Source organism: Cellulomonas sp. NPDC058312, from assembly GCF_042880135.1.
Taxonomy (GTDB): domain Bacteria; phylum Actinomycetota; class Actinomycetes; order Actinomycetales; family Cellulomonadaceae; genus Cellulomonas.
This window is the reverse complement of the sequence record NZ_JBHVZE010000003.1, coordinates 685,670-711,732: the sequence shown is the minus strand read 5'-3', so window position 1 is coordinate 711,732 and position 26,063 is coordinate 685,670. Positions and strand designations below refer to the sequence as shown.

20 protein-coding genes and 1 tRNA gene are annotated in these 26,063 nt (G+C 75.8%); 16 read left to right on the top strand and 5 right to left on the bottom strand.

Going from position 1 to position 26,063, the window contains the following annotated elements:
- Positions 1–139: 139 nt before the first annotated feature.
- Positions 140–1,075 carry a DUF2510 domain-containing protein gene (locus tag ACFVXN_RS12210; protein WP_389232381.1) on the bottom strand — a complete coding sequence of 312 codons (936 nt, stop codon included), beginning with the start codon at positions 1,073–1,075 and terminating at the stop codon, positions 140–142.
- A 118-nt stretch (positions 1,076–1,193) separates the two neighbouring features.
- Positions 1,194–3,080, bottom strand: coding sequence for a glycoside hydrolase family 6 protein (locus ACFVXN_RS12205; protein ID WP_389232378.1), 1,887 nt, complete (start codon positions 3,078–3,080; stop codon positions 1,194–1,196).
- Between the two features lie 317 nt (positions 3,081–3,397).
- Here ACFVXN_RS12205 and ACFVXN_RS12200 point away from each other — a divergent pair, with 317 nt between their 5' ends.
- The 5 genes from ACFVXN_RS12200 to ACFVXN_RS12180 are packed head-to-tail and all read left to right on the top strand — an operon-like array spanning position 3,398 to position 10,722.
- Positions 3,398–4,696: an extracellular solute-binding protein gene (locus ACFVXN_RS12200; protein ID WP_389232375.1), complete on the top strand. Its 1,299-nt coding sequence runs from the start codon at positions 3,398–3,400 to the stop codon at positions 4,694–4,696.
- A 9-nt stretch (positions 4,697–4,705) separates the two neighbouring features.
- A complete protein-coding gene (locus ACFVXN_RS12195) occupies positions 4,706–5,722 on the top strand; it encodes a carbohydrate ABC transporter permease (protein ID WP_389232372.1) in 1,017 nt (338 codons plus the stop codon).
- Entirely contained in the window at positions 5,722–6,612 is an 891-nt protein-coding gene (locus ACFVXN_RS12190; protein WP_389232369.1) for a carbohydrate ABC transporter permease, read from the top strand. Before ACFVXN_RS12195 ends, ACFVXN_RS12190 begins: the two co-directional genes overlap by 1 nt.
- A gap of 13 nt (positions 6,613–6,625) precedes the next feature.
- Positions 6,626–9,094: a beta-glucosidase gene (locus ACFVXN_RS12185; protein WP_389232366.1), complete on the top strand. Its 2,469-nt coding sequence runs from the start codon at positions 6,626–6,628 to the stop codon at positions 9,092–9,094.
- The gene (locus ACFVXN_RS12180) at positions 9,091–10,722 is read left to right on the top strand and encodes a family 43 glycosylhydrolase (protein WP_389232363.1); all 1,632 of its coding nucleotides are present in this window, start codon (positions 9,091–9,093) and stop codon (positions 10,720–10,722) included. Before ACFVXN_RS12185 ends, ACFVXN_RS12180 begins: the two co-directional genes overlap by 4 nt.
- 106 nt (positions 10,723–10,828) lie before the next feature.
- On the opposite strand, the gene ACFVXN_RS12175 is transcribed toward ACFVXN_RS12180, so the two are convergent.
- Together ACFVXN_RS12175 and ACFVXN_RS12170 are read right to left on the bottom strand one after the other, a co-directional pair.
- Positions 10,829–11,791, bottom strand: coding sequence for an acetylxylan esterase (locus tag ACFVXN_RS12175; RefSeq protein ID WP_389232360.1), 963 nt, complete (start codon positions 11,789–11,791; stop codon positions 10,829–10,831).
- An 83-nt stretch (positions 11,792–11,874) separates the two neighbouring features.
- Complete coding sequence (locus ACFVXN_RS12170; RefSeq protein WP_389232357.1) at positions 11,875–12,279, bottom strand: YchJ family protein; 405 nt, start codon at positions 12,277–12,279, stop codon at positions 11,875–11,877.
- A gap of 61 nt (positions 12,280–12,340) precedes the next feature.
- On the opposite strand from ACFVXN_RS12170, the gene ACFVXN_RS12165 reads away from it, so the two are divergent.
- Entirely contained in the window at positions 12,341–13,627 is a 1,287-nt protein-coding gene (locus ACFVXN_RS12165) for a threonine/serine exporter ThrE family protein (RefSeq protein ID WP_389232354.1), read from the top strand.
- Positions 13,628–13,679: 52 nt separating this feature from the next.
- A tRNA-Ser gene (locus ACFVXN_RS12160) sits at positions 13,680–13,768 on the top strand.
- A 214-nt stretch (positions 13,769–13,982) separates the two neighbouring features.
- Here the strand turns inward: ACFVXN_RS12160 and ACFVXN_RS12155 are convergent.
- Positions 13,983–15,974: a TPM domain-containing protein gene (locus ACFVXN_RS12155; protein ID WP_389232351.1), complete on the bottom strand. Its 1,992-nt coding sequence runs from the start codon at positions 15,972–15,974 to the stop codon at positions 13,983–13,985.
- A gap of 158 nt (positions 15,975–16,132) precedes the next feature.
- On the opposite strand from ACFVXN_RS12155, the gene ACFVXN_RS12150 reads away from it, so the two are divergent.
- The 9 genes from ACFVXN_RS12150 to ACFVXN_RS12110 all read left to right on the top strand — a co-directional run bounded on the left by ACFVXN_RS12150 (position 16,133) and on the right by ACFVXN_RS12110 (position 25,897).
- Positions 16,133–16,429 (top strand): hypothetical protein, encoded by a 297-nt coding sequence (locus ACFVXN_RS12150; RefSeq protein ID WP_389232349.1) that lies wholly within the window; start codon positions 16,133–16,135, stop codon positions 16,427–16,429.
- On the top strand, positions 16,429–18,768 hold the full coding sequence (locus ACFVXN_RS12145) for a hypothetical protein (protein WP_389232346.1): 2,340 nt from the start codon (positions 16,429–16,431) through the stop codon (positions 18,766–18,768). Before ACFVXN_RS12150 ends, ACFVXN_RS12145 begins: the two co-directional genes overlap by 1 nt.
- Positions 18,765–19,340 carry a hypothetical protein gene (locus ACFVXN_RS12140; protein ID WP_389232344.1) on the top strand — a complete coding sequence of 192 codons (576 nt, stop codon included), beginning with the start codon at positions 18,765–18,767 and terminating at the stop codon, positions 19,338–19,340. Before ACFVXN_RS12145 ends, ACFVXN_RS12140 begins: the two co-directional genes overlap by 4 nt.
- Complete coding sequence (locus ACFVXN_RS12135; RefSeq protein WP_389232341.1) at positions 19,337–21,052, top strand: hypothetical protein; 1,716 nt, start codon at positions 19,337–19,339, stop codon at positions 21,050–21,052. Before ACFVXN_RS12140 ends, ACFVXN_RS12135 begins: the two co-directional genes overlap by 4 nt.
- A gap of 79 nt (positions 21,053–21,131) precedes the next feature.
- The gene (locus ACFVXN_RS12130; protein ID WP_389232338.1) at positions 21,132–22,808 is read left to right on the top strand and encodes an FAD-binding dehydrogenase; all 1,677 of its coding nucleotides are present in this window, start codon (positions 21,132–21,134) and stop codon (positions 22,806–22,808) included.
- 88 nt (positions 22,809–22,896) lie between these two features.
- On the top strand, positions 22,897–23,748 hold the full coding sequence (locus ACFVXN_RS12125; protein ID WP_389232335.1) for a DUF4397 domain-containing protein: 852 nt from the start codon (positions 22,897–22,899) through the stop codon (positions 23,746–23,748).
- Between the two features lie 7 nt (positions 23,749–23,755).
- The gene (locus ACFVXN_RS12120; RefSeq protein WP_389232332.1) at positions 23,756–24,484 is read left to right on the top strand and encodes a class F sortase; all 729 of its coding nucleotides are present in this window, start codon (positions 23,756–23,758) and stop codon (positions 24,482–24,484) included.
- An 8-nt stretch (positions 24,485–24,492) separates the two neighbouring features.
- On the top strand, positions 24,493–25,146 hold the full coding sequence (locus ACFVXN_RS12115) for an RNA polymerase sigma factor (protein ID WP_389232329.1): 654 nt from the start codon (positions 24,493–24,495) through the stop codon (positions 25,144–25,146).
- The gene (locus tag ACFVXN_RS12110) at positions 25,127–25,897 is read left to right on the top strand and encodes an anti-sigma factor domain-containing protein (protein WP_389232326.1); all 771 of its coding nucleotides are present in this window, start codon (positions 25,127–25,129) and stop codon (positions 25,895–25,897) included. Before ACFVXN_RS12115 ends, ACFVXN_RS12110 begins: the two co-directional genes overlap by 20 nt.
- The last annotated feature ends 166 nt before the right edge of the window (positions 25,898–26,063 follow it).

Here is a 26,063-nt window from a genome sequence, read left to right as displayed (position 1 = left end):
CAGCAGGTACGGCTCCCGGTACGTCCCCCTGACCGGTGGGCCCACCGCATGCGGAACGGCGGGTGGCGTCGACCCTCTCTCCGTCACGGTGCTCCAGCAGAGCCCGGTCGATCGGCGCGCGCGGTGCGCGTCGTGGTCCTCACGGCTGCGGGAGCGCGCTCTCGTCCTGCGTCGGACGCACGTGCGCCGTCCACGACGTGCCGTCGTGCCAGCGGTAGTGCCGCTGGTCGGCGGTGAGGTACCAGCCGGCCGCGATCAGCGGCTCGGGCGGTGCCACGACGGGTGCCGCGGCGGCGGGCGACCCCGGAGCCCAGGACGGCACCGGCGGCCCGGGTGCGGCCGTGGGCGCGGCGCCGCCGACCGGCGTCGTGCTGGACCGCCGGCCCGCGCGCCGGTGGCTGAGCAGCACGGCGGTGATCGCCTGCCGCGCCTCTTCGACCAGACCGGCGTCGTCGGTCGTCCGGGGGTGCCGCTTCGCCTGGGCCGAGCCGGTCGCCACCAGCCGGAGGCCGTACACGAGGGAGGCGCAGCGCAGCACCGCCTGACCGAGCGACACCAGCGCGATCAGCGCGCCGACCGCGACGAACACCATCAGGACGAGGCGACCGGTCGGGTCGGCGGTCTCGCTGCGGCCCGGGTCGGTCGAGTCGTAGTCGACCTGGATCGCGTCGCCGACGGCCTTCGAGCAGAAGGAGCTCGACCGGGCGGTCGAGCTCGTCCGGTACTCCTGGCCGTCGACGGTGAAGACGGCCTGGAGACCGCACGTGTCGTCGTACCGGGACACCGCGGTGATCGTGCCGGTGGTGGAGGCGTCCGTGTCCGGGGAGAGCCCGAAGGCGAACAAGGGCATCGCGATGAACGCCAGGCCCATCAGGACGCCGCCGAGCGCGCCGACGATGCCGGGGCGTGACTTCTTCCCGCCCGGGACCTCGAGGCCGACGAGACCGTCGGCGACGAGCACCGCGCCCACGGCCTGGCGCACCTGCCCGGCCGTGTGCGGGTTGGCGGTCTCGACGCGGGCGATCGTCGCCCGTGCCTCGGTGATGCCGCTGAGGGCGGTGCGGACGGGGTTCACGCGGCGGGTCTCCTTGGACGACGGGTATCCCGGCTATCGGGTGCGCCGTGGGCGCAGGTGAGCCCGACCGACGCTCCGGGGGTGAGCATCACCCGGTCGGAGCACAGGCGCCCGCGCCTCACCAGCCCGCGCGCTGCGCCATCCCCAGCAGGTACGGCTCCCAGTACGTCCCGGCCGCGGGCCCGCCGCCGCACAGCCCGTCGGACCGCCCGACGGTCTTGACCCACAGGTTCGCGACGTGCGGGCCGCTGCCGGTGGCGGCGGGCAGTGCACCGAGCGCGCGGCCCTCCGGGTTGCACCAGACCGTCCCGTCGGGCCCGGGCAGCGGGCCGTTGCCGTTCCGGGACGTGTCGATGACGAACGCGGGCCCGCCGAGCAGCGCCGACAGGTAGCGGCCGTAGGCGACCTCGTGGTCGGTGCGCTGGAAGTTCGAGACGTTGACCGAGAAGCCGGCGGCGCGGTCCACCCCGGCGGCCCGCAGCCGCAGCGCCATCTCCTGCAGCTGCGCGGCGCTCCACCCGAAGCTGTTGCTGCTGGCCGCGTCGAGGTAGACCTCCGCGCCGGCGGCGGCGTAGGCGGTGACCGAGTAGCGCAGCAGGGCGGTGCGGTCGTCGCGGTTCCCGCAGCGGTCGAGGTGCAGCAGCGCGTCGGGCTCGACGACGACCACGGCCGACGACCCGCGCAGGCCCGCGGCGACCCGGTCGACCCAGGCGCGGTACTCCGCGGGCGTCGCGAACCCGCCGGCGGAGTGGTTCCCGCAGTCCCGGTCGGGGATCGCGTAGGTCACCAGCACGGGGGTCCGGGCCGCGGCCGTGGCCGCGGCGGCGTAGGCGCGCACCTCGGCGGTGCCGTCGGCCGGGCCGAGCCACCGGGCGGCCCCGCCCGACGCGGCCCGGGCGAGCAGCGCGGCGTCCGCCGACCGACCCTCGGCCTGCGCGGTGCGCGCCGCCTCGGCGACGGTCGACGCCGGGTCCGCGTACTGCGGGGCGCGCTGCAGGACGGTGCGGTAGACGCGCTCGTCGGTGCCGCCGCCGGCGTCGGTGCCGGAGCCGCCGCCGAGCCCCGTGCCACCGCCGATCCCCGCGCCCGGGCGCACCGGCAGCGGCAGGGCGGCGGGCAGCGGCAGCGACACCACGGCGGGCACGGCGGGCACCGGGGCGCCGGTGGGCGTCGCGGTCGACCAGGCGCTCGCACCCGCGGTGGTGATGAGGTAGATCCGGGCGTGGTCCTTGACGACCAGGCGGGCGCCCGGGGCGCTGGTGCCGGACGTCCAGCGGACCGACCCGTCGACGGCCACCACCTGGAGCGCCCCGTCGGGCGTGACCCGGGCGTGGGCGCCGCGCGCCGCGGTCCCGCTGCGCCAGACCGGGGTGCCGGCGCGCGTGAGCACCAGGTCCCCGTCGCCGCCCATCGCCAGGCGCACGTCGCCGGTGCCCACCGACTCGCCGGCCAGCAGGACGCCGCCCGACGGGAGCCGGTCGCCCGCGCCGCCGGTGCGCAGCGCGGGGCCGTCGGGGGTGGACTTCCACGCGAGGGACCCGGCGGTGTCGACCGTGTAGAGCACGCCGTCCGGCTTGATGATCGACCGCGCGCCCGGCGACGCGACGCCGGTGCTCCACAGCACGGCGCCCGCGGTCGACCGGACCTCGAGCGCGCCCGACGGCTGCTGCACGAGGCGCGCGCCGGGGTTGCCCGTGGTGCCGGTGTGCCAGAGCACCGGGCCGGTGCCGAGCCGCACGGTGACGTCCCCGTCCGGCTGGACGCTCAGCCGGTGCGCGCTGCCGACGGCGACCAGGGTCGCCCCCGACGCGAGCTGCGCGCCGCTGGTGAGGCGGTCGCCGGTCGTGGTGCCCGCTGCGGGTGCGGCGGGCGCGGCCGCGGCGGGCACGGGGGCGAGCAGCGTCAGGGTCAGCAGCACGGCGCCGGCGAGGGCGACCGCGGCGGTCAGCAGGTCGGCGCCGCGGGCGGGCGGGGTGGCGGTCGGGCGGGTGAGCAGGCGCGGCATGGTGAGGTCCTCGTCGGGGGCGGTCCCCTCCCGATCGACCACCCCACGCCCGCACCGCCCCCACCCCCCGGGTGAAACCCCCTCACCCCCGGCCCGCGCCAGCCGAGGTCGAGGGTTTCGCGCGAGGTCGAGGGTTTCCGGGCACCCCAGCCCGCGAAACCCTCGACCTCGACCGCCGCGGCGACCTGCGCGGAGTCCGATACCGGTAACGAAAACGTTATCGATAACGGTTGACATGCCGTTTTGTCCCTGTCAGAGTCGCTCTGCCCGGTCAGCGACGACCGCGAGACGGTCACTCGACGAAGAGGACAGATCAGATGATGGCGAGGAAGACACTGGCGCTCTCGGCCGCCGTGCTCATGGGAGCGATGGGCCTGAGCGCGTGCGGCGGAGGCGACGACGGCGGCTCCGGCAGCAGCGACGGCTCCGTGGAGATGACGTTCTGGCACAACTCCACCACCGGGGAGGGCAAGGCGTACTGGGAGGACACGGTCGCCGCCTTCGAGGAGGCCAACCCCGGCGTCACGATCACCATCCAGTCCATCCAGAACGAGGACATGGACGGCAAGCTCCAGACCGCCCTCAACTCCGGCGACGCCCCCGACATCTTCATGGCCCGCGGCGGCGGCAAGCTCGCCGACGTCGTCGAGGCCGGGCAGGCGATGGACCTGACCGACCTGGTCGACGACGCCACCAAGACGGCCGTCGGCGACGGCGCGTTCAGCGCGTTCTCCGTCGACGGCAAGGTCTACGGCATGCCGGTGTCCGTGCTCCCGGGCGGCATCTACTACAGCAAGGACCTGTTCGCCCAGGCCGGCATCACCGAGACGCCGACGACGATGGCCGAGCTCGAGACCGCGGTCGACCAGCTGAAGGCCGCGGGCATCGCGCCGATCGCGCTGGGCGCCAAGGACGCCTGGCCGGCCGCGCACTGGTACTACTTCTTCGCGCTGCGGGCCTGCTCGCAGGACACGATGGACCAGGCCGCCAAGGACCGGACGTTCGACGACCCGTGCTGGACCCAGGCGGGCGAGGAGTTCGCCGACTTCGCCGGCACCGAGCCGTTCAACGACGGCTACCTCACCACCTCCGCGCAGCAGGGCGCGGGCTCGTCCGCGGGCCTGATCGCCAACCACCAGGCGGCGATGGAGCTCATGGGCGCCTGGGACCCGGGCGTGATCGCGTCGCTGACGCCCGACCAGAAGCCGCTGGCGGACCTCGGTTGGTTCCCGTTCCCCGAGGTCGACGGTGGCAAGGGCGACCCCACCGCGATGATGGGTGGCGTCGACGGGTTCTCCTGCTCCGCGCAGGCCCCGCAGGAGGAGTGCGCCGCGTTCCTCAACTTCATCCTGGGTCAGGAGCAGCAGGAGGGCTACGCCGAGGCGTTCCACACCCTGCCCGCCAGCAAGGACGCCCAGTCCGTCGTGACCGAGCCCGCGCTGCAGGACATCCTCGCCGCGTACAACGACGCCGCGTACGTGTCGGTGTGGCTCGACACCCTGTTCGGCCAGAACATCGGCAACGCCCTCAACACCAGCGTCGTCGACATGCTCGCCGGCTCGGGTGACGCGGACGGCATCGTCAGCGCCGTCAACGACGCTGCTGCCAAGGAGTAGTCGACAGCGATGAGCGACGCGCGACTCGTGACGACGTCGCCCGCGGCTCCGGTCGCGGCCGGGGACGGTGCCACCACGGCGCCGGCCCCGGCCGCCCGGCTCCGGCGCAAGCCGGGGAACCGCGGCGCCTGGCGCCAGCGGACGGAGATCGGGCTGCTCGCCGGCCCGGCCGTCCTGATCTTCCTGGCGTTCGTGATCTTCCCCGTGCTGATGGCGGCCTACTACGGGTTCTACAAGTGGAAGGGCTTCGGGCCCCCCACGGACTTCGTCGGGTTCGAGAACTACCTGACGATCCTCAAGGACCCGACGTTCCTCGACGCCCTGCGGCACAACGGCGTCATCGTGGTGCTGTCCCTGCTGCTGCAGGGTCCGGCCGCGGTGGTGCTCGCCCTGCTGCTGAACCGGCGGATCCGCGGCCGCTCCCTGATCCGGGTGCTGATCTTCGTGCCGTACGTGATCGCCGAGGTCATCGTCGGGACGGGCTGGAGCCTGATGCTCCAGACCTCCGGGGCCGTCAACGACCTGCTGGGGAAGATCGGCCTGGAGGGGTGGGCCGTCGACTGGCTGTCCGACCCGAAGGTCGCGATCTGGTCGCTCATGCTCATCATCACGTGGAAGTACATCGGGTTCGCGGTGATCCTGTTCCTCGCCGGGCTGCAGTCCATCCCCGAGGAGCTGCACGAGGCCGCCGCCATCGACGGCGCGTCCTACTGGCAGAGCCAGCGCGCGATCACCCTGCCGCTGCTCGGCCCGACGATCCGCATCTGGGCGTTCCTGTCGATCATCGGCTCGCTCCAGCTGTTCGACCTCGTCTACATCATCTGGGGCCAGTACGTGGCAGCGACCGCGGGCACCTCGACGATGGCGACGTACATGGTGGCCAACGGCCGCAACGCCGGGAACTACGGCTTCGGCAACGCCGTCGCGGTCGTCCTGTTCGTGATCTCGCTGGTGATCGCCCTGACCTACCAGCGCTTCGTGCTCCGCCGGGACACCGAGGGCGCGCTCACCGGAGGGAAGAAGTGATGGCCGCCGTCGCCGTGCAGGCTCCGCCCGTCCCGGGGCCGCGGTCCCGGGGCGCCGTCCGCAAGGTCTCCCGGTTCGAGAAGGTCAACCCGCTGGTCTACGTGGTCGCGTGGCTGCTGGTCGCCGTGTGCATCGGGCCGGTCGCGTACATCGTCCTCGGCGGCCTGCGGACCAACGCGCAGATCACCCAGGACCCGTCCGGCTTCCCGACCACGTGGGAGTTCGGGAACTACGGCGACGTGCTGGGCAGCTCGCTGTTCTGGCGGCAGGCCGCGAACTCCGCGATCTGCGGCATCGGCACCACCATCGGGGTCGTGGTGCTGGGCGTGATGGCGAGCTTCGTCCTCGCCCGGTACCGGTTCAACGCCCGCGGCGCGCTCTACGCGCTGTTCGCCGCCGGCCTGATGTTCCCGATGACCGTGGCGATCACCCCGCTGTACCTGATGATCAAGAGCCTCGGCCTGATGAACAGCCTCGCGGGGATCATCCTCCCGCAGATCGCGTTCGCGCTGCCGACGACGATCATCATCCTGGTGCCGTTCCTGCGGGCCATCCCCCAGGAGATCGAGGAGGCCGCGGCCATCGACGGCGCGAGCCGCCTCGGGTTCTTCTTCCGGATGGTCGTGCCGCTGTCGGTGCCCGGCGTCGTCACGGTCGGCATCCTCGCGTTCGTCGCGAGCTGGAACAGCTACATGCTGCCGCTGTTCATCCTCAACGACGAGACCTCCTACACGCTCCCGCTGGGCGTGCAGTCGTTCGCGTCGCAGTACTCCGTCGACACCGCCCGGGTGCTGGCGTTCACGTCCCTGTCGATGATCCCCGCGCTGATCTTCTTCTCGCTCTTCGAGCGGAGGATCGTGGGCGGTCTGACCGGTGCCGTCAAGGGCTGAGCGCAGCTCACCGATGACCACGTCGAAGGAGAAGGCCCGCGTGCCCGAGACCCCCGCAGCACACCCGACCTCCGAGCGGGTGCAGGCGCTGCACGCCCGGATGACCCTGGAGGAGAAGCTCGCCCAGCTGGTCGGCTACTGGCTCGACCAGAACGGCACCGTCGCGCCGATGCAGTCCGAGATGGCCGCCGGTCAGGCGGACGCGTCCGCGCTGCCGGAGATCACCCGGCACGGCATCGGGCACTACACCCGGGTGTACGGCACCCGGCCGGTGGAGCCCGACGAGCGCGCCGCGTGGCTGTGGGCCGAGCAGCGCCGCCTGCAGCGCGAGACCCGCCTCGGGATCCCCGCGCTGGTGCACGAGGAGTGCCTCACCGGTCTGGCCGCGTGGCGGGCCGCGACGTACCCGACCCCGCTGGCGTGGGGCGCGTCGTTCGACCCGGACCTGGTGCAGGAGGCCGCCCGGGCGATCGGGGACTCGATGCGGGAGATCGGCGTGCACCAGGGCCTGGCACCGGTGCTCGACGTGGTCCGCGACCCGCGCTGGGGGCGGGTCGACGAGTGCATCGGCGAGGACCCGTACCTGGTCGGCACCATCGGCACCGCGTACGTGCGGGGACTGCAGGAGGCGGGGGTGCACGCCACCCTCAAGCACTTCGCCGGGTACTCCGGGTCGGCCGCGGGGCGCAACCACGCCCCGGTCAGCGCCGGGCCGCGCGAGATGGCGGACGTCTACCTGCCGCCGTTCGAGATGGCCGTCCGCGACGGCGGCGCCCGGTCCGTGATGAACTCCTACGCGACGGTCGACGGCGTGCCGATGGCCGCGAGCACGGAGCACCTGACGACGCTGCTGCGCGACACCTGGGGCTTCGACGGCGTCGTGGTCGCGGACTACTTCGCCGTCGCGTTCCTCGAGGTGATGCACGGCGTCGCCGCCGACCGGGGCGAGGCCGCGGCGCAGGCCCTCGAGGCCGGGATCGACGTCGAGCTGCCGACCGGCGACGCCTACCTGGAGCCGCTCGCCGCGCGGGTGCGCGCCGGGCTGCTCGACGAGGCGCTGGTCGACCGGGCCGTCCTGCGCGTGCTCGCGCAGAAGGAGGAGCTCGGCCTGCTGGACCCGGACGCGTTCGCCGACGAGCCGCCGACCGGCATCGACCTGGACTCCCCGCGGCAGCGCGCGCTCGCCCGGCGGCTCGCGCAGGAGTCCGTGGTGCTGCTGGCCGACGACGGCGTCCTGCCGCTCGCCGGTCCGGGACGCACCGCGCCGGCGCGGGTCGCGGTGCTGGGGCCCAACGCGGCCCGGCCCGAGGCGCTGATGGGCTGCTACTCGTTCGCCAACCACGTGCTGGCGCACCACCCGGGGCTGCCGTTCGGGTTCGAGATCGCCAGCGTGCTCGACGCGCTGGGCCCGGCGTTCGACCGTGCGGGGGCCGAACGGCCCGAGCTCGTCGTCGCCGAGGGCTGCACCGTCGAGGGCGACGACCGCAGCGGGTTCGCGGCGGCCGTCGAGGCGGCGACGGGGGCGGACGTCGCGGTGGTCGTCGTCGGCGACCAGGCCGGGCTGTTCGGCCGCGGCACGGTGGGGGAGGGCAACGACGTCCAGTCGCTCGACCTGCCCGGTGTCCAGCGCGAGCTGGTCGAGGCCGTCGTCGCCACGGGCACGCCGGTGGTGCTGGTGCTGCTCACCGGCCGGCCGTACGCGATCGGCTGGGCCCTCGACGGGACCGGCCCGCGACCCGCGGCCGTCGTGCAGGCGTTCTTCCCCGGCGAGGGGGGCGGCGACGCGCTCGCCGACGTCCTGACCGGGGTGGTCAACCCCTCGGGCCGGCTGCCGGTGTCCCTGCCGCGCGCCGCCGGGGCGCAGCCGCACGGCTACCTGCACCCGGTGCTCGGCGGTCCCTCCGACGTCACGTCCACCGACCCCACGCCGGTCCGGCCGTTCGGGTTCGGGCTCGGCTACACGACGTTCGCCTACGCGGACCTCGCGGTCGACCCGTCCGTCGCGACGGACGGCGCGTTCGAGGCGGCGGTGACGGTCACGAACACGGGCACCGTCGCCGGCACCGAGACGGTCCAGCTCTACGCCCGGGACCTGCTCGGCAGCATCCCGCGCCCGGTGGCGCAGCTGCTCGGCTACGGCCGCGTGGACCTCGAGCCCGGCGAGTCGCGGCGGGTGACGTTCCGGGTGCCCACGACCCGGCTCGCGTTCGCGGACCGGCGGGTGGTCCGGGTCGTCGAGCCCGGCGACGTCGAGGTCTGGGCCGGGTCCCACGCCGCAGCGGCGCACGTCGACCCCGCGGGCGCCGCGCCCGGCGAGCTCGGCGGCACGACCGGCGGCGCGATCCGCAGCGCCCGCGACCGGGACGTCGTCGACCTGCCCGGCGCCGCGACCCCGCGGGCGACGCTGGTCGTGACCGGCGACGTGCACGAGGTCACCGGCGCGGACCCGCGGCTGGTCGAGGTGAAGGTCATGCCCCTGTGACGGTCCGGGTCCCGAACCCCGTCCTGCCCGGGTGCTACCCCGACCCGTCGGTCTGCCGGGTCGGGGACACCTACTACCTCGTCACGTCGACGTTCGAGTACCTGCCCGGCCTGCCGGTGCTGCGCAGCACCGACCTGGTGAGCTGGGAGCAGGTCGGGCACGTCGTGCACCGGCCCGGGCAGCTCGGCCCCGGCGGGCTGGACTACACGGGGCTCGCGTCGTCCAGCGGCCTCTACGCCCCGACGCTGCGGCACCACGACGGGCTGTTCTGGCTGGTGTGCACGCTCGTCGACCAGCAGGACGACTCCCGAGGCGGGCACGTGCTGCTCACCGCCGAGGACGCCGCGGGCCCGTGGTCCGACCCCGTGCACCTCGAGGGCGTCGGCATCGACCCGTCCCTGCTGATCGACGACGACGGCCGGGCCTGGTTCCACGCGACCCGGCTCGCCCGCGACCCGCAGTGGCACCACCAGACGGAGGTCTGGGTCCGCGAGCTCGACCTCACGACCCGGCGGCTCGTCGGGCCCGAGCACGTCATCTGGACCGGCGCCCTGCACGGCGCCGTCTGGGCGGAGGGCCCGCACCTCTACCGGGTCGGCGACGGCTACCTGCTGGTGGCGGCCGAGGGCGGCACCGAGCACCACCACGCCGTCTGCGTCGCCCGGGCCGACCACGTCACCGGGCCGTACATCGGCAACCGCGGCAACCCGGTGCTCACCCACCGGCACCTCGGGCACGGCGGCGACGTGGTCGGGGTCGGGCACGCCGACCTGGTCGAGGCGCCCGACGGCACCTGGTGGGCGGTGCTGCTCGGCATGCGGCCCTACGGCGGCTACCACTACCCGCTCGGCCGCGAGACGTTCCTGGTCCCCGTGACCTGGGAGGACGGCTGGCCGGTGCTCGCGCGCGGCGTGGGACGCGTGCCCACGGAGGTCGAGGTGCCGGGCGACGCGTGGCACCCGGGCGCGGTCCAGGGCGCCGTCGCGGGCCCGGTCCCGTCCGACGACCTGCGGTGGTGCGCCGTCCGGGCCCTGCCGACCGACGTGGCGACGCCGCGCGGCACCGGCTGGGACCTGCCCCTGCGGCCCGCGGCACCCGCCGAGGTCGAGGTGCCCGCGTTCCTCGGCCTGCGGCTCCAGCACCACGACGCGGACCTGCACGTCACGCTGCGCACGGCGCTCGCGGACGGCGAGGAGGTCGGGCTGACCGTCCGGCAGTCGGAGCGGCACCACGTCCGGCTCGCGGTGACCCCCGACGGCCGCGGCGGGCTGCGCGCGGCGGTGCGGCACCAGGACGGCGACGCCGAGCACGACCTCGGGCAGGCGGCGCTCCCCGGCGACCCGGCGCTGCCGCTGACGCTGGTCGCCCGCGTCCGGGGGGTCGACGTCGACCTGCTCGCCGGGCTCGGCGACGCGGACCCGGTCGTCGTCGGCCGCGCCGACCTGCGCACCCTGGACAGCGTCGCGACCGGCGGGTTCCTCGGCATCTGGCTCGGCGTCCACGGCGCGAGCCACGGCCGCCCGACGACGACGGTCGCGCACGTCGACGCGGTGACGTACGCCCCGCTGCCGCCCGCGGTGTCGCTCCCGGTGCCGCCCGCGCTGCCGCTCCTGGTGCCGCCGAGATAGGACCGCCGCGCCGAGGTAGGTCGTCCGGCGGCCCCGTCTCGGCGCGGACGTCCTGTCTCGGCGACCCGCGGCCGGCCGCCGCGCGACCCGGCCGCCGGCGGCGGGCTCAGGCCAGTGCGGTCGCGACGAACTCGACGGCCTCGCGGTCGTCGACCGGGCCGCCGGCCTCGTGGCCGTTGTACCGCCAGACCCGCAGCTCCTTCGGCCCCTGCCAGGCCTGGTGCGCGGCGACCACCGTCGACGGCGGCACCACCGGGTCCATCAGCGCGACGGCGAACCGCGCGGGCGCCGTGCCCCGGCGGGAGAATGCCACGCCGTCGACGTAGGACAACGTCCGCAGCACCCGCTCGTCGGTGTCGCGGTGCACGCGCAGGTACTCGACGACCTCCCCGAACGGCTTCGCGTCGGTGATCGTGATCGCCCGCGCGACGTCGCAGAGGAACGGCACGTGCGCGACCACCGCCCCGACGTCCGTGGCCAGCGCGCCCGCGGCCAGGGCCATCGCCCCGCCCTGGCTGCCGCCGACCACCGCGACGCGGTCGGGGTCGACCCCGGGCAGGGCGCGCGCGGCGTCCACGGCCAGCGCCGCGTCGGCGAGCAGCCGCCGGTAGTAGTAGGTCGACGGGTCCTCGATGCCCCGGGTCATCACGCCGGGCGACTGCGGGCCGGTGCCCCACGGGTCGGGGGTGTCGCCGCGGCTCCAGCCGGACCCCTGACCGCGGCTGTCGACGTACAGGTGCGCGTACCCGGCGGACGCCCACAGCAGGTTGTCGGTGGGCTCGCCGCGGCCGCCGCCGTAGCCGATGAACTGCACGACGACCGGCAGGTCCGCGTCGACGCCCGCGGGCCGGCGGTACCAGGCGCGGACCGGGTCGCCCCCGAACCCGCCGAACGTCACGTCCCACACGTCGACCGTCGTCAGCGGGGTGTGCACCCGACGCACCTGCGGGGCCCCGCTCGCGGCACGGCCCTCGGCGAGGGTCGACGCCCAGAAGTCGTCGAAGTCGTCGGGCTCCACGAGCGCGCTCGTGTGCGCCCACAGCTGCGGCTCGGCCAGGTCCAGGTACACGGTGCTGCTCCGTCCTCGGCGTCGTCGCCGTCGGCCAGCACGCTAGCGGACGCCGGTCCGTCCCGGGACGCCGGACCGCCTGGTCAGCCGGTCACGCCGTCGACGTACAGCCAGCGGCCGCCCTCCCGGGTAAACCGGCTGACCTCGTGCAGCGACCCGGTCGGGTGCCGGTGGTGCGCCCGGAACTCGACGGTGCCCGCGCGGTCGAACGGCCCGCCGCCCGAGGTCGCGAGCACGTCGAGCCGGGACCAGCGCACCTCCGGGTCGAGGTCCAGGTCCGCCGGCCGGGTCGACGGGTGCCAGGTGGCCCGCAGGTAGGCGGCGTCGCCGACCGCGAACGCGCTGTACCGGGACCGCATCAGCTGCTCGGCGGTCGCGGCCGTCGCGGTGCCGGCGTGCAGCGGTCCGCAGCAGGCCGCGTAGGTCTCCCCGCTGAGGCAGGGGCAGCGGGTCGGGGGCGTCGGGGGCGTGGGTGGGGTCGCGGGCACCCGGCCAGTATCGGCGCGCGGCGGACCGACGTCCCGTCCGCCGGGCCCGCGGGCCGCCATCATGGAGCCCGTGCCCACCCAGCCCACCGACGACGAGCTCCTGCTCATCCGGCAGTCCGGCGTCGCCCTGCGCGTCGGGCGCCTCAGCCTGTCCGCCGGCACCGGCTCGTACCGCGTGAAGTCCTCGATGGCGCGCGTCGCGCACGCGCTCGGCGTCGACCGGCACGCCGCGCACGTCACCCTGACCGAGATCACCACGACCTCCCACCGCGGCCCGAGCTTCCGCACCGAGGTCGCGGAGGTCCGCAGCGTCGGCATCAACGCCGACCGGCTCGCGGAGCTCGAGCGCCTGGCGGGGTCGCTCGCCGCCCGGACCGCCGCGGGCGGCTCCGCCACGGTCGAGGAGGTCTCGGGCGCCCTCGACCGCATCGAGCGCAAGCCCCCGCTGTACCCGGCGGCCGTCAACGCGCTGTGGGCGGCGGTCGCGTGCGCGGCGTTCGCGTTCCTCAACCACGGCGGACCGATCGAGATGGCCGGCGCGTTCGTCGCCGCGTGGCTCGGGCAGCTCGCCCGCCGGCTGCTGGTGCACCGGGGGTTCAACCAGTTCGGCGTCACGATGCTCGCCGCCGCGCTGGCCTGCCTCGCCTACCTCGGGGTGGTGTCCGCGCTGCACGGGCTCGGCGCGACCGAGGTCCGGCACGCCGCGGGGTACGTGTCCGCGGTGCTGTTCCTCGTCCCCGGGTTCCCGCTGGTCACCGGCGGGCTGGACCTCGCGAAGCTCGACTTCTCCGCCGGGGTCGCCCGCCTGACCTACGCGATGATGATCCTGACCTCGGCGGCGCTCGCGGTGTGGGGCGTGTCCATCGCGGTGGGGCTGACCCCGGACCCGGAGGTCGCGGTCACCATCGAGCCCGCCGCGCTGCTGCCCCTGCGCGCGGCCGCGAGCTTCGTGGGCGTCCTCGGGTTCGCGCTGATGTTCAACAGCCCGTGGCGGATGGCCCTGGGTGCCGCGGCCGTCGGGATGCTCGCGAACACGGGCCGGCTGTACCTGGTCGACACCGGCCTCGCCCCGCAGGCCGCGGCCGCCGGTGCGGCGCTGCTCGTCGGGCTGCTGGCCGCGCTGGTCGCACCCCGGCTCGGCGTCCCGCGGATCACCGTGTCCGTGCCCGCGGTCGTCATCATGGTGCCCGGCGTGGCCGCGTACCGGTCGGTGTTCTACCTGTCGAACGGCGACACCACCGAGGCGCTGGCCTACGGCGTGCAGGCCGGTCTGGTGGTGGTCGCGCTCGCGATGGGCCTGGCCATCGCGCGGATGCTGACCGACCGGGAGTGGGCGTTCGAGCGCTGACCGTCCGGCGTTTTGCCCGGTGCCCGTGCCGCCCGGTACTGTGGCGCAGTCTGGAGACGTCGCATAGCCAGGTCTAGTGCGCGACCCTGCTAAGGTCGTGAAGGGGCAACCCTTCCGTGGGTTCAAATCCCACCGTCTCCGCATCACGAGGGCCCGGTCACGGCGACCGGGCCTTCGTCGTCCCCGGGGACCTGCGTCCCCGCCCCGCCCCGGCCTGCCCCGCCCCCGCCCCCGCTGCCGCGGCCGACGAGAGGTCACGACACGCTGGGTCCGGCGCGGCTGCGTCAGCGTGTCGTGACCTCTCGTCCGCGGACGGAGCGGGGCGCGGGAGAGGGCGCGGTGCGGGAGCGCCGGGTCAGAAGCGGCCGCCGCCGCCGCGGCGACCGCCGCCGGAGCGCCGGGAGGACGAGCTCGACCGCGTCGTGCTCGACGACCGGCTCGACGACGACCGGCTCGACGAGGACCTGCCCGACGACGAGCGCCCGGACCACGACGCCCGCGACCGCGAGCCGGACGAGCTCGACGAGCCCCACGACCACCCGCTCGACGACCCGCCGGACCAGCCGCCCGACGAGCCGAACCCTGCGGCGTCGTCGCGCCGACGCTGCGCCGCCGCGATGTCCGACCGCGCGGCCCGCTCGGCCTGCTCGGCACGCTCGGCGGCGGCCCGCAGGTCGCGCAGGGCGCCCACGGGGTCGGTCCCGGACGCGGCGTCGGCCTGGGTGGCGAGCCGCTCGGCCTCGGCGAGGCGGGTGCGGGCGGCGGAGCCGACGTCGGACCGGTCGCGGGCGATCGTGGCGGTGGCGGAGGTGATCCGGGTGCGGGCGGTCTGCAGCGCCTGGGGGATCCGCTCGATCGCGTGGTACCGGGCGGCCTCCGCGGCTCGCAGGGGGTCGAGCAGCCGGTCGAGGTCACGCTCGGCGGCCTGGAGCGCGGCCAGGGCAGCGAGCGGGTCGGCGGCCTGCTCGGTCGCGGCGGCCTGGGCCTGCGCGGACCGCGCGGCGTCCACGAGGGTCGCCACCGCGACGTCGCCCGCGGCGAGCCGTGCGGCGTCGCCGAGGTCGGCGTCGATCTCCGCCGAGATCGCCGCGATCGCGGCGGGGGCAGCCTCCAGCTCGGCGACCCGCTGGTCGAGGGCGTCCAGGTCCGCGGCGGCGAGCCGGAGCTGCGCCCACGCCGCCTGGGCGTGCTCGACGGCGGCGACGCGGTCGGTGTCCAGGACCGCCAGCCCGGACGTGGCCTGCGCCGCCGCGGCGGCGGCACCGCCGGCGGCCCGGTCCGCCGCGCCGGCGACGTCGCCCAGGGCGGTCGCGGCGAACCGCTGCGTGAGCCCGGCGGTCGTGACCCGCGCCGCCTCCACCCGCTCGGTGGTCCGGGCGGCCTCGTCGCGGGCGGCGGCCAGGTCGCGCGGCGCGTTCTCGTGCAGGTCGCGCAGCTGGTCGAAGGCGGTCCGCTGCTCGGCGATCACCGCGTGCACCCGCGCGCAGCCCGCGAGGACCGCCTCGGACATCGCGCGGCGCTCGGCGGCCGTGTCGGGCTCGTCGTCGTCGAGCAGCTGCCGGACGCGGAACGCCTCGGCGAGCGCCGAGCGCCCGGTGCCGAGCGCCGCGGCGAACGGGGCGACCGCCGCGGTGCCGTACCGGGCCTCGGCGAAGCCGATCTCCTGCGCGGCGGTCGTCACCGCGTCGTCGGCGGCGACCAGGGCCAGCGCGGCGCTGTCGTCGAGCGCGTCGAGCTCGGCCGCGGCCCGCCGCCGGCGCACCAGCCAGACACCGCCGACGACCAGCGCCGCGAGCAGCGCCAGGACGCCGACCACCGCGAGGAACGTCCGCATCCCCGCGCCCCGGGACCCGGGGACGTCCGCGTACGCGTCCGCCGCGGCGGTCGCCGCGCCCGCCCAGTCGTCGTCGCCCAGGGCGGGCTCGATCGCCCGCTGCTCGACCGACGTCAGCTCGCGGTCGGTGAGGTCGATGTCGTCCTGCACGGACACCTGGTAGCGGCGGTCCTCGACGGCGACGGCGAGCAGGATGTCGTCGCGCCCGAGGCCCGACGCCGCCGCGGTGTCCGCTGCCCACTGCTCGTTGCCCAGACCGTCGAACGAGTCCACGTAGACGACGAACAGCTGGTACGGCGTCGCGTCGTCCAGCCGGTCCAGCGCCGCCTCGACCTCCTGCTCCTGCGCCGGTGACAGCACCCCGGCGAGGTCCGTGACCGGCCCGGGCAGGTCGAGCGGCGGCTCCGCGGCGGCAGGCCCGGCGAGCGCGAGCGTCGCGGCGGTGCCGACGACCGTGCACGCCAGGGCGAGGGCGCCGCGTGCGGCGGCGGACGGGCGGGCGGTCACGGGCATGCGGACTCCGGGGCGTCGGGCGGTCGGCGGGTCGGGTCTGGCCGGGGTGGCGGCGACCGGTCCCCAGTGTGGCGGAGCGGACCGGATCGCGGGTGCGGACGCAGCGGTTCCTCTACTGTCTCTCCCGAGGTCACACGGTCGACAGGGGGGAACCTGCGGTGGGAGAGATCAAGCCGGGCGAGGTCCGGACGGCGGCGACGACCGTCGAGGGGGTCGCGTCGAGCGTCCGCAACCACGTCCCCGACGAGGTCGGGCAGATCGCGGCGGCGCTCCCGGGCAGCGCCAGCGGCGCCGCGGGCTCGACGCTCGCGACCACGTGGGCCGACGCGTACGCCGCGTGGGCGACCAGCGCCGAGACGCACGCGCAGTCGATGCGCAGCGCGGCCGACGCCTGGACCGAGGCCAACTCGACCACCGCGGACCGGTTCAACCGGTTCGGGGCGACGGCGATCTGATGGTCTCCCCCGCCGAGCTGGAGTCCTGGCAGCCGTCCTCGCTCACCGACATCGCCGAGTCGATCCTGAGCCACCGCCGCACCCTCACCGCCCTCGACGACGACCTGGTCGACGGCCGCCCGCCGGCCTCCTGGACGTTCGCCGACGCCGACGCGGCCCGGACCACGCACGACACCCTGACGGCCGCCCTCGCGACGCAGGTCTCCGAGACCACGGGGGTGATCGACGCGCTCGACGCCGCCGCCGCGGCCATCACCACGGCGAAGAGCAGCCTCGCCGGGGCGAAGAGCACCGCCCGGTCCTACGGGATGACGGTCGACCCGACCACCGGCGCGGTGCGCTCGACCCGGACCTACGAGGACGACGCCGAGCGCGCCGACGCCCGGCTCGTCCAGCAGGACCTCGCCACCCAGATCACGTCCGCGCTGAACGACGCCCAGGCGGCCGACGACGCCCTCGCCGCCGCGCTCACCACCGCGAGCACCACCGACACCAACACCCTCGGGACGCTCACCCAGCAGCGGGAGCTCGCGGAGTTCGAGGCGAAGACGCCCTCGCAGCAGGTCCAGTACCTGCTCGAGCACCCGGAGGCGTACGCGTTCCTCGGGGAGCACGTGTCGCCCGAGGTGAAGGCGCAGCTGGGCGAGGAGCTCGGCGCGGGGCTCGACGGCGTCGCCCGCGACGCGACGGGGTTCAACGACCTCGAGACGGTGAAGCGCTACTCCGAGCTGCTGGGCGCGTTCGGCGACGACCCCGCGGTCATGGGGCCGATGTACGAGCGGCTCGGCCCCGACGGCCTGCTCGGCGCCTACAACGGCATGACGTCGATGATGTACGTCGGGTCGAACGTCGAGGAGCTGGGGGCGCTCGCCGGCGAGCTCCGCGCGGGCCTGCAGACGGCGACCCAGGACGAGGGCTTCGACGGCCGGACGTTCGGCGAGGACCTGGTCCGCTACGCCACCTACACGACCAGCGACGACGCCCGCGACGCGTTCGCCTCGGACTACCCCTCCGGTGGCGAGCACGCCGCGGTGCTCGACTACCTGCTGCGCGACGGCGAGTACGGCGAGGACTTCGTCCGCGGGGTCGCGTGGGAGCTCGACGAGTTCGAGCGCGCCGAGCCGCTGCGCGCCCAGACCTGGACGCACCACGCGTCGTTCGCGTCCCCGCTCAACGGCCTCGGGACCGGCACCGACGGGATCTACCAGCCCGACCCGATGGCCGCCACGATGGGCCAGCTCGGCCAGCACCCCGGGCTCGGCCTGGAGTTCTTCTCGGACTCCGACGGCGAGAAGCGGTCGGCGTACTACTTCGCCGAGCGGGACTGGAGCCGCGACGGGTTCGCGGGGATCTCCGAGGCGGCGCTCGCGATCGGGACGGACCCGGAGAACATCGCGAACGACAGGCACGACACCAGCATGTTCGTCTCGCGGTACTTCGACCAGCTCCCGAAGAACCCGGAGTTCGACGCGGACAGCGCCGCCGGAGCCGCCGAGCCGCTCGCCGACCTGCTCAAGCACTACATGCCGGCCGTCGAGGGCGCGGTCTCCGCCGAGAACGGCATCGACGCGCCTGCGGGCGTGCGGACCATCGCGTCCGGGAAGTTCCTCCCCGAGATGACGGACTACCCGATGCTCGACTCCGAGAGCCTCGACGGTCTGCTGAAGGTGGCGCTGAGCACGGACGACGGGATGGCCAGGATCGCCGAGGGCGTCGCGGGCTACCGGCAGGCGGCGCTCGGCGGGTTCCAGGACCAGTACGGGGGCGCGGGCGGAGCCGAGGCGGACCGCACCGGCCTGCAGAACATCCTCGACTCCAGCGTGCGCCTGGAGGGGTATCTCCAGCACGCGGTCGGTGAGATCGCGATCGAGGGCGCGAAGTCCGAGGACCAGCGCGTGGCGGTCTTCACGTCGCTGGTGTCCGAGGCGGTCGGGCTGGTCCCGGTGCCGTTCGCGGACGAGTTCGGGGAGGTCGGGGGCAAGCTGGTCGAGTCCGCGTGGGGCAAGGTCCAGGAGATCCCGTCCGACCGCATCACGGAGGCGTTCGGGTCCAACGAGGACGCCGCACGGGACGAGCAGACGGGCGACGCGCAGCACGGACGCATGAAGGCGGTCCTGAGCTCGTACCTCGCGATGGCGAACGCGGGACTGATCGAGGTCCCGCCCGAGGCGCGTTCCGTCTGGGCGCCGGACGGCAGGCTGATCTCCATTGCGGACATCGACCCGTTGCAGATCCCGAACTACTACAACGACGCGACGACGGCGATGGAGAGCGTCATCAGCGAGGGGGACCTGCTGACCATGTACAAGGACCCGTTCACGGACTGGTTCGACAAGTGAGCGGCAGGCGGCTGGGAGCTCTCATCGCGGGTGCGGTCGCTCTCGCGCTCGCCGGCTGCGCGAGCAGCCCGGTGCTCCTCGACGAGGACGACGTGCCCGGTGCGGAGCGCGTGATCCAGAACGCCCGGCACGCGGTCGCCCCGGGGTGGACGTGGTGCAGCGACCTCAACCCCGCCGGTTACGTCGGGGCGGACCTCGTCGGCTCGTGGTTCTCGTTCGGCGGGGACGTCCAGGCCGGGGCGAACATCATCGACCGGTCGTCCGACGGGCTGACGGCCGAGCGCATCGTCGAACGGTTCGAGGACGACGCGTCGCTGTGCGCCGACGCCGCGGCGGGCACCGACGTCGACGGCCGGTCGATCGAGCCGCTGGTCGGGCTCGACGCGGGTGCCGTCGGCTGGCGGACGGAGACGGGCGACGGCACCTGGGGCGAGCTCGTCCTGGTCCCGCTGGACGAGTGGCGGCTGCTCGCAGTCGGGCTCTCGACGGACGAGGACCGTGCCCCGGTCGAGCTGGACGACCTCGTGCGGCTCGCCCGCCAGGGCGCCGAGCAGCTGCCCGCGGACGAGTGAGGGCGCGGGGTCTGCTGCTCGTCGGGGTGCTGCTCGCCGTGACGGGCTGCGCTCCGGCGACCGCCGTCCTCGACCCGGCCGACGGCGTCGCGGACCAGCTGCGCGCCGTCGCCCGGGACGCGAGGGCGCTCGCGGACGCCGGCGAGGTGGACCGGCTCACGGACGCGGTCGACGCCGCGCACGACACCGCCGCGCCCCTGGTCGACGCGCTGGGCCCGGACGGGGTCCTCGCCGCGGTCGACGCGGTGGCCGCGATGCTGCGGGTCGCGGGCGCCGACGACGTGGCGGGGCTGACCCGGTTGGCGGACGCCCTGCGGTCGACGGTGCAGGCGGCGTCGACCACGCCGGGGTTCGACGGCGAGACCTTCGGCGCGGACCTGGTGCGGTACGCGACGGGGACCGCGGACGAGGCGGAGCAGCGCGCGTTCGAGCGGCTGGACCGGTCAGGTGGTGCCCACGCGGCGGTGCTCAGCCACCTGCTCGCCGACGGCGCGTACGGCCAGGACCTGGTCCGGGGTGTCACGTGGGCGCTGGACGAGGTCGAGCGCGCGGACCCGGTCGGTGCCGCGTCGTGGGTGCGGCACGGGACCACGGGTGCCCCGCTGGGCGGGCCGGGCGCTGACCCGGTGGCCGAGGCGATGGGGCAGCTCGCTCAGCACCCGGCGCTGGCGCTGGAGTTCTTCGTCGCCGACCCGGCCCGCACCGGCTACTACCTCGCGGAGCGGGACTGGAGCAGGGACGGCTTCGCGGGGATCGCCGCGGTGGCGCTCGCCGTGGGCACGGACCCGGACACCCTGGCGGCGGAGCCGGAGCGGACGGGGCTGCTGGTGTCCGAGGTCGCCGACCAGCTCTCGAAGAACCCCGCGTTCACCCCGGAGCGCGCCGCAGCGGCGTCGGAGCCCGTCGCCGACCTGCTCAAGCACTACGTGGTGGCGGTGGACGTCGCCACGCCGTTCGGCGTCGCGGGCCCCGACTACCCGGCCCGGACCTGGGACCTGGCGTACAGCAGCATCGGGCCGTTCACGGCGTACCCCGTGATGGACGGCCCGGACGTCGAGGGTCTGCTCGCCGTGGCGTTGAGCACCGACGAGGGCGTCGCCCGGGTCGCCGAGGGTGTGGCGGGCTACCGGCAGGCGGACCTCGCGAGCTTCGCCGCCCGGTACCGCGAACCCGACGCCGAGCGTCTCCACGGGATCGAGCTGGAGAACGTCCTGTACGCGTCGACCGGTCTCGACGCCGTCGTGCGCGGCCAGCTGCGCGCGACCGGACCCGAGGCCGACCGGCGCGTCGCCGCGTTCGCCGACCTCGTGTCCCGGGCCGAGGCGGACCTGCCGGTGCCGTTCACTTACCGGACGACCGACTGGTACCAGGACGCGGGCGCCGAGCCCGTCCCGGTGTGGCTCGACGTCCGGCAGCTCCCCGCCGACGTCGTGGAGCGGACGTTCGCCGGGGCGTCGTCCCGGCCCCCGTCCGAGCAGGAGCAGCAGGACCGGGTGTGGGTCACGACGTACCTGGCGCTGCTCGAGGCGGGCGTGCTCCACCTGCCGGACGACCAGGTCGGCACGTGGGCGCCGGGCGGGCAGCTCGTGGCGCTCGGGGACATCCCGGCGGACGCCCTCGCGGACCGGGCCGTCCAGGCGCGCGAGGCGACCGGGTTCCTGCTCAGCGACCTCGACGTCGAACGCCGCGCCGCCGAGCTCGCCGGGGACTGACCGGCGACGTCGCCGGTCGCTACAGTCGCCCCACCGGTGCGGGCGACGGAGCCCCACCCCGGGCGGTCGAGGGGGCGGCGTGGACGCGGACGTCATCGTCGTGGGTGGTGGGCTGGCGGGTCTGGTGGCGGCGGACGAGCTGGTCCGCGCGGGCCGGCGGGTCACGGTGGTCGAGCAGGAGGGCCCCGCGGACCTGGGCGGGCAGGCGTTCTGGTCGTTCGGCGGCCTGTTCCTGGTCGACAGCCCGATGCAGCGCCGCGCGGGGATCCGGGACTCCCTCGACCTGGCCTGGCGGGACTGGCAGGGCAGCGCGGGCTGGGACCGGCTCGACGGGGAGCTGCCCGAGGACGCGTGGGCGGTGCGCTGGGGCCGGGCGTTCGTCGAGTTCGCCGCGGGGGAGGCGCTGCCGTGGCTGCGGGACCGCGGGGTCCGGTTCACGCCGGTGGTCGGCTGGGCTGAGCGCGGCGACGGGCGCGCCGGCGGGCACGGCAACTCGGTGCCGCGGTTCCACGTGCCGTGGGGGACCGGCACGGGGGTCGTCGAGCCGTTCGCGGACCGGGTGCGCGAGGCCGCGGCGGACGGGCGGCTGACCCTGCTGCACCGGCACCGCGTCGACGGGCTGGTCCGCACCGGCGGCGCCGTGACCGGGGTGCACGGGTCCGTGCTCGCGGACGACCCGACGCCGCGCGGGGTGGCGTCGAACCGCGACGTGGTCGGCGACTTCACGCTGAGCGCGGGCGCGGTGCTGCTCGCGAGCGGGGGGATCGGCGGGAACCACGACCTGGTGCGGCGCTGGTGGCCGGAGCGGCTGGGCACGCCGCCGGCGACGATGCTCACCGGCGTGCCCGCCCACGTGGACGGCCGGGTGCTCGACCTCGCGGAGGCCGAGGGCGTGCGCCTGGTGAACCGGGACCGGATGTGGCACTACACCGAGGGCATCGCGAACTGGGCGCCGGTGTGGCCGGGGCACGGCATCCGGATCCTGCCGGGTCCGTCGTCCCTGTGGCTGGACGCGCTGGGGCGCCGGCTGCCCCCGCCGGGCCTGCCCGGGCACGACACGATCGGCACGCTCCGGCTGCTGCGCACCGACCCGGACCTGACCCCGCACGACCACTCCTGGTTCGTGCTGACGCGGCGGATCATCGCCAAGGAGCTCGCGCTGTCGGGCTCGGAGCAGAACCCCGACCTCACCGGCCGGGACTACCGGCTGCTGCTCGCGAGCCGGCTCGGGCGGGGCGCGCCCGGGCCCGTCGCGGCGTTCCAGCGCAGCGGCGCGGACTTCGTCACCGCGAGCACCCTGCGGGAGCTGGTCGCGGGGATGAACGCGCTGACGCCGGAGCCGCTGCTCGACCCCGGCGCCGTCGAGCGGCAGGTGCGGGACCGCGACGCCCAGCTGGCCAACCCGTTCACGAAGGACGCGCAGGTGCAGAGCATCCACAACGCCCGGCGGTACCGGGGCGACCGGCTGCTGCGGGTCGCGGCGCCCCACCGGCTGCTGGACCCGGACGCCGGGCCGCTCGTCGCCGTCCGGCTGCGGGTCATCACGCGCAAGACGCTCGGCGGCATCCAGACCGACCTCGACGGCCGGGCGCTCGGCCGCGACGGCGCACCGGTGCCCGGGCTGTACGCCGCGGGGGAGGCGGCGGGGTTCGGCGGCGGCGGGATGCACGGGTACAACGCGCTGGAGGGGACGTTCCTCGGGGGCTGCCTGCTGACCGGCCGGACGGCCGGTCGGGCGCTCGCGCGAGATTCCTGAGACCCGGTGCATCCACGGACGGGGGTGCGGCCGTAGTAGGGGTGTCAGCACATCCCGCCCCGCAGGGGGCACGGACCGAGGAGCACGCATGCGTCACCGTCCGTTCGTCACCGGAGCCGCCGGACTCGCCGCCGCGGCCGTCGTCGCGGCCGTCGCCGCGCTGCCCGCGTCAGCCGCCACCGCGAGCACCGCCTCGCTCTCCGTCCTGCACGGTGTCCCCGACGTCACCGTGGACGTCTGGCTCGACGGCACCCGCGCGCTGGACGACTTCACGCCCGGCACGCTCGCCGGGCCGCTCGACGTCCCCGCCGGAGCGCACTCGATCGTCATCACCGCGTCCGACGCCACCGACATCAGCTCGCCGGTGATCGGCCCCGTCGACGTCACGCTCGACGCGGGCGCCAGCTACACCGCCGCCGCGCACCTGGACACCGCGGGCCAGCCGACCGCCACGCTCTACACGAACGACCTCTCCGCGATCCCCGCGGGCCAGGCGCGCCTGACGGTCCGGCACACGGCAGCGGCCCCGGCCGTCGACGTGCTCGCCGGCGGCAGCCCGGTGGTCACCAACCTGTCGAACCCCGACGAGCAGTCGCTCACCGTCCCCGCGGGCACCGTGTCCGCGGCCGTCGCCGCCACCGGCACCACCACGCCGGTGATCGGCCCGACCGACCTGCCGCTCGCCGAGGGCGTCAGCACGATCGTCTACGCGTGGGGCTCGCTCGACGCGGGCAACCTGCAGCTCGCCGTGCAGACCATCGACGGCCTGCACTCCGCGCCCGGCGGCGTGCCGTCCGGCGAGCTCGGTCTCGCGGCCGACGGCGGCAGCAGCACCCCGGCGCTGGTCGGCGGGGCGGTCCTGCTCGCCGGTCTCGGCGCCGCGCTGATCGCCCGGCGCAGCACGCGTCCGGTCGCGCGTCAGCAGGCTGCGGGGCGCTGAGGTCCGGATGACCCCCACCGACGCCCGGCCGCGCCGTCGCCCCCACGGCGCGGTCGGGCTCGTCGCGGCGGCCCTGCTGCTGGTCGGCGGCGCGGGCGTGCTCGGTGCGCTGTCCGGGGACCCGGACGCACCCGGCGCCCCGCGCACGACCGTCGGCGCCGCGGCGACGGCCACCCCGACGGCCCCCGCGCCGACGGGTCCCGCACCGGCGGACCCCGCCGCGCCGGACGTCCCCCGGGTCGCGGCCACCCCGCCGCCCGTGGACGCGGCGTCGTCCCCGGCGGGCGCCCCGGTGCGGGTCGTCGTGCCCGCGCACGACGTGGACATGCCGGTCGACCCCGTCGGGGTCGCCGCGGACGGCCAGATGGAGATCCCGCCGCTCGCCGAGCGGGGCGGCTGGTACCGGTTCGGCGCCGACCCGGCCGACGCCGCCGGCACGACGGTGATCGCCGGGCACGTCGACTCGGTGGCCTCCGCCGGGACCGGGCCGTTCGTCCGGCTGCCGGAGGTCCGGGCCGGGGACGCCGTCGAGCTCACGCTCGCCGACGGGACAACCCGGGCCTACGCGGTGCAGAGCGTGACGAGGGTGCCGAAGTCCGAGGCGCGCTGGCCCGACGTGTTCACCCGCGAGGGCGAGGCGCGGCTGGCGCTCATCACCTGCGGCGGCGCGTTCGACACCGCGACGCGGCACTACACCGACAACGTGCTGGTCATCGCCACCCCGGTCGGCGCATGATGGGGGCGGTGCCGTCCCCGGCCGGCGGCGTCCCCCGGGCCGCCAGGAGGGTCACCCCGACCGCGAGGAGGCGCGCCCTGTCCAGCACCGTGGCGCACCTGCGGCCCCCGCCCGAGTGGGACGACGACGCGCTCGCCCGGGCGTTCGAGGCCGGTGACGAGCAGGCGCTCGCGGAGGCCTACCGGCGGTGGTCGACGTTCGTGCACACCGTGGCCCTGCGCTCGCTCGGGTCCGCGGCGGACGCGGAGGACGTCACCCAGCAGGTGTTCGTGCAGGCGTGGCGCGGGCGCGCCGGGTACCGGACCGACCGGGGCCCGCTGCGCGGCTGGCTCACCGGCATCACGCGCAACGCCGTCGCCGACGCCCTCGGGCGCCGCACCCGGGACGTGCGGGACGTGCACGCGGTCGCCGCGCGCACCGGGCGGGACCCGGAGCCGGAGGTCGCCCAGGTCGCGGACCGGGTGGTGGTCACCGACGAGCTCGACCGGCTCGGCGAGCCCCAGCGGACGATCCTGGCGCTCGCGTTCTACGCCGACCTCACCCACGACGAGATCGCCCGGCGCCTCGAGCTGCCGCTGGGCACCGTGAAGAGCCACATCAGACGTAGCCTGCTGCGACTGCGCGACCGGTTGGAGGTGGAGGGTGCCGCACATCGACCCTGACTCCGTCGCGCTCGCGGCGCTGGGCGAGCCGCTGCCCGCGGCCGACCGCGCGCACCTGGCCGACTGCGCGGACTGCGCCCGGGAGGTGGCCTCGCTGTCCGCGACCGTGGCCGTGGGCCGCGCAGCCGGTGGCGAGCCGCCCGTCCCCGCGCCCGCCGCGGTGTGGGAGCGGATCCGGGGCGAGCTCGGCCTCGACCCGGCGCTGGTGCCGGCCGCCGACGACCCCGGGCCGGGGACCGTCGGGGCCGTCGGGACCGTCGGGGCCGAGCACACCCCGGACGTGGGGCGGCGCCCGGGCGCACCCCGGGGCCGGTCCCGGTTCGTCGCGCTCGCGGCCGCCGCCGGCCTCGTCGTCGGCGCCGCCGGGGGTGGCCTGGTCGTGGCCGCCACCCGCGACGACGGCCCCGCGGAGCCGTCCGTGCTCGCGGAGGCCGTGCTCGACGCGCTGCCCGGGTGGTCCGCCACCGGCGACGCACTCGTCGAGGAGGACCCCGACGGCCGGCGCACGCTCGTCGTGCGGCTGGCCGGTGACGAGGGCGACGGGTTCCGCGAGGTGTGGCTGCTGGACCGTGACGCCACCCGGCTGGTCGGCCTGGGCGTGCTCGACGGCGACGAGGGCCGGTTCTCGATCCCGGTCGGGCTGGACCTCGACGACTACGCGCTGGTCGACGTGTCCGCGGAGCAGTTCGACGGCGACCCGTCGCACTCCGGCGACAGCATCCTGCGCGGGGAGCTGAGCACCCCCGCCTGACGGGGGCCGCGCCGCGCGGGGGCCGAGGTCCGCCGCGCGGGCGAGCCGGGCTTGCGACGAAGGTCGCAACCCCGGTGGGCACCCGCGCCCGATGTGCCGTGGCTCCGCGCTGACCAGGCTGGACGTCAGGCAGGGGGTGACGCCGCACGGGGTCTCCCGGACACCG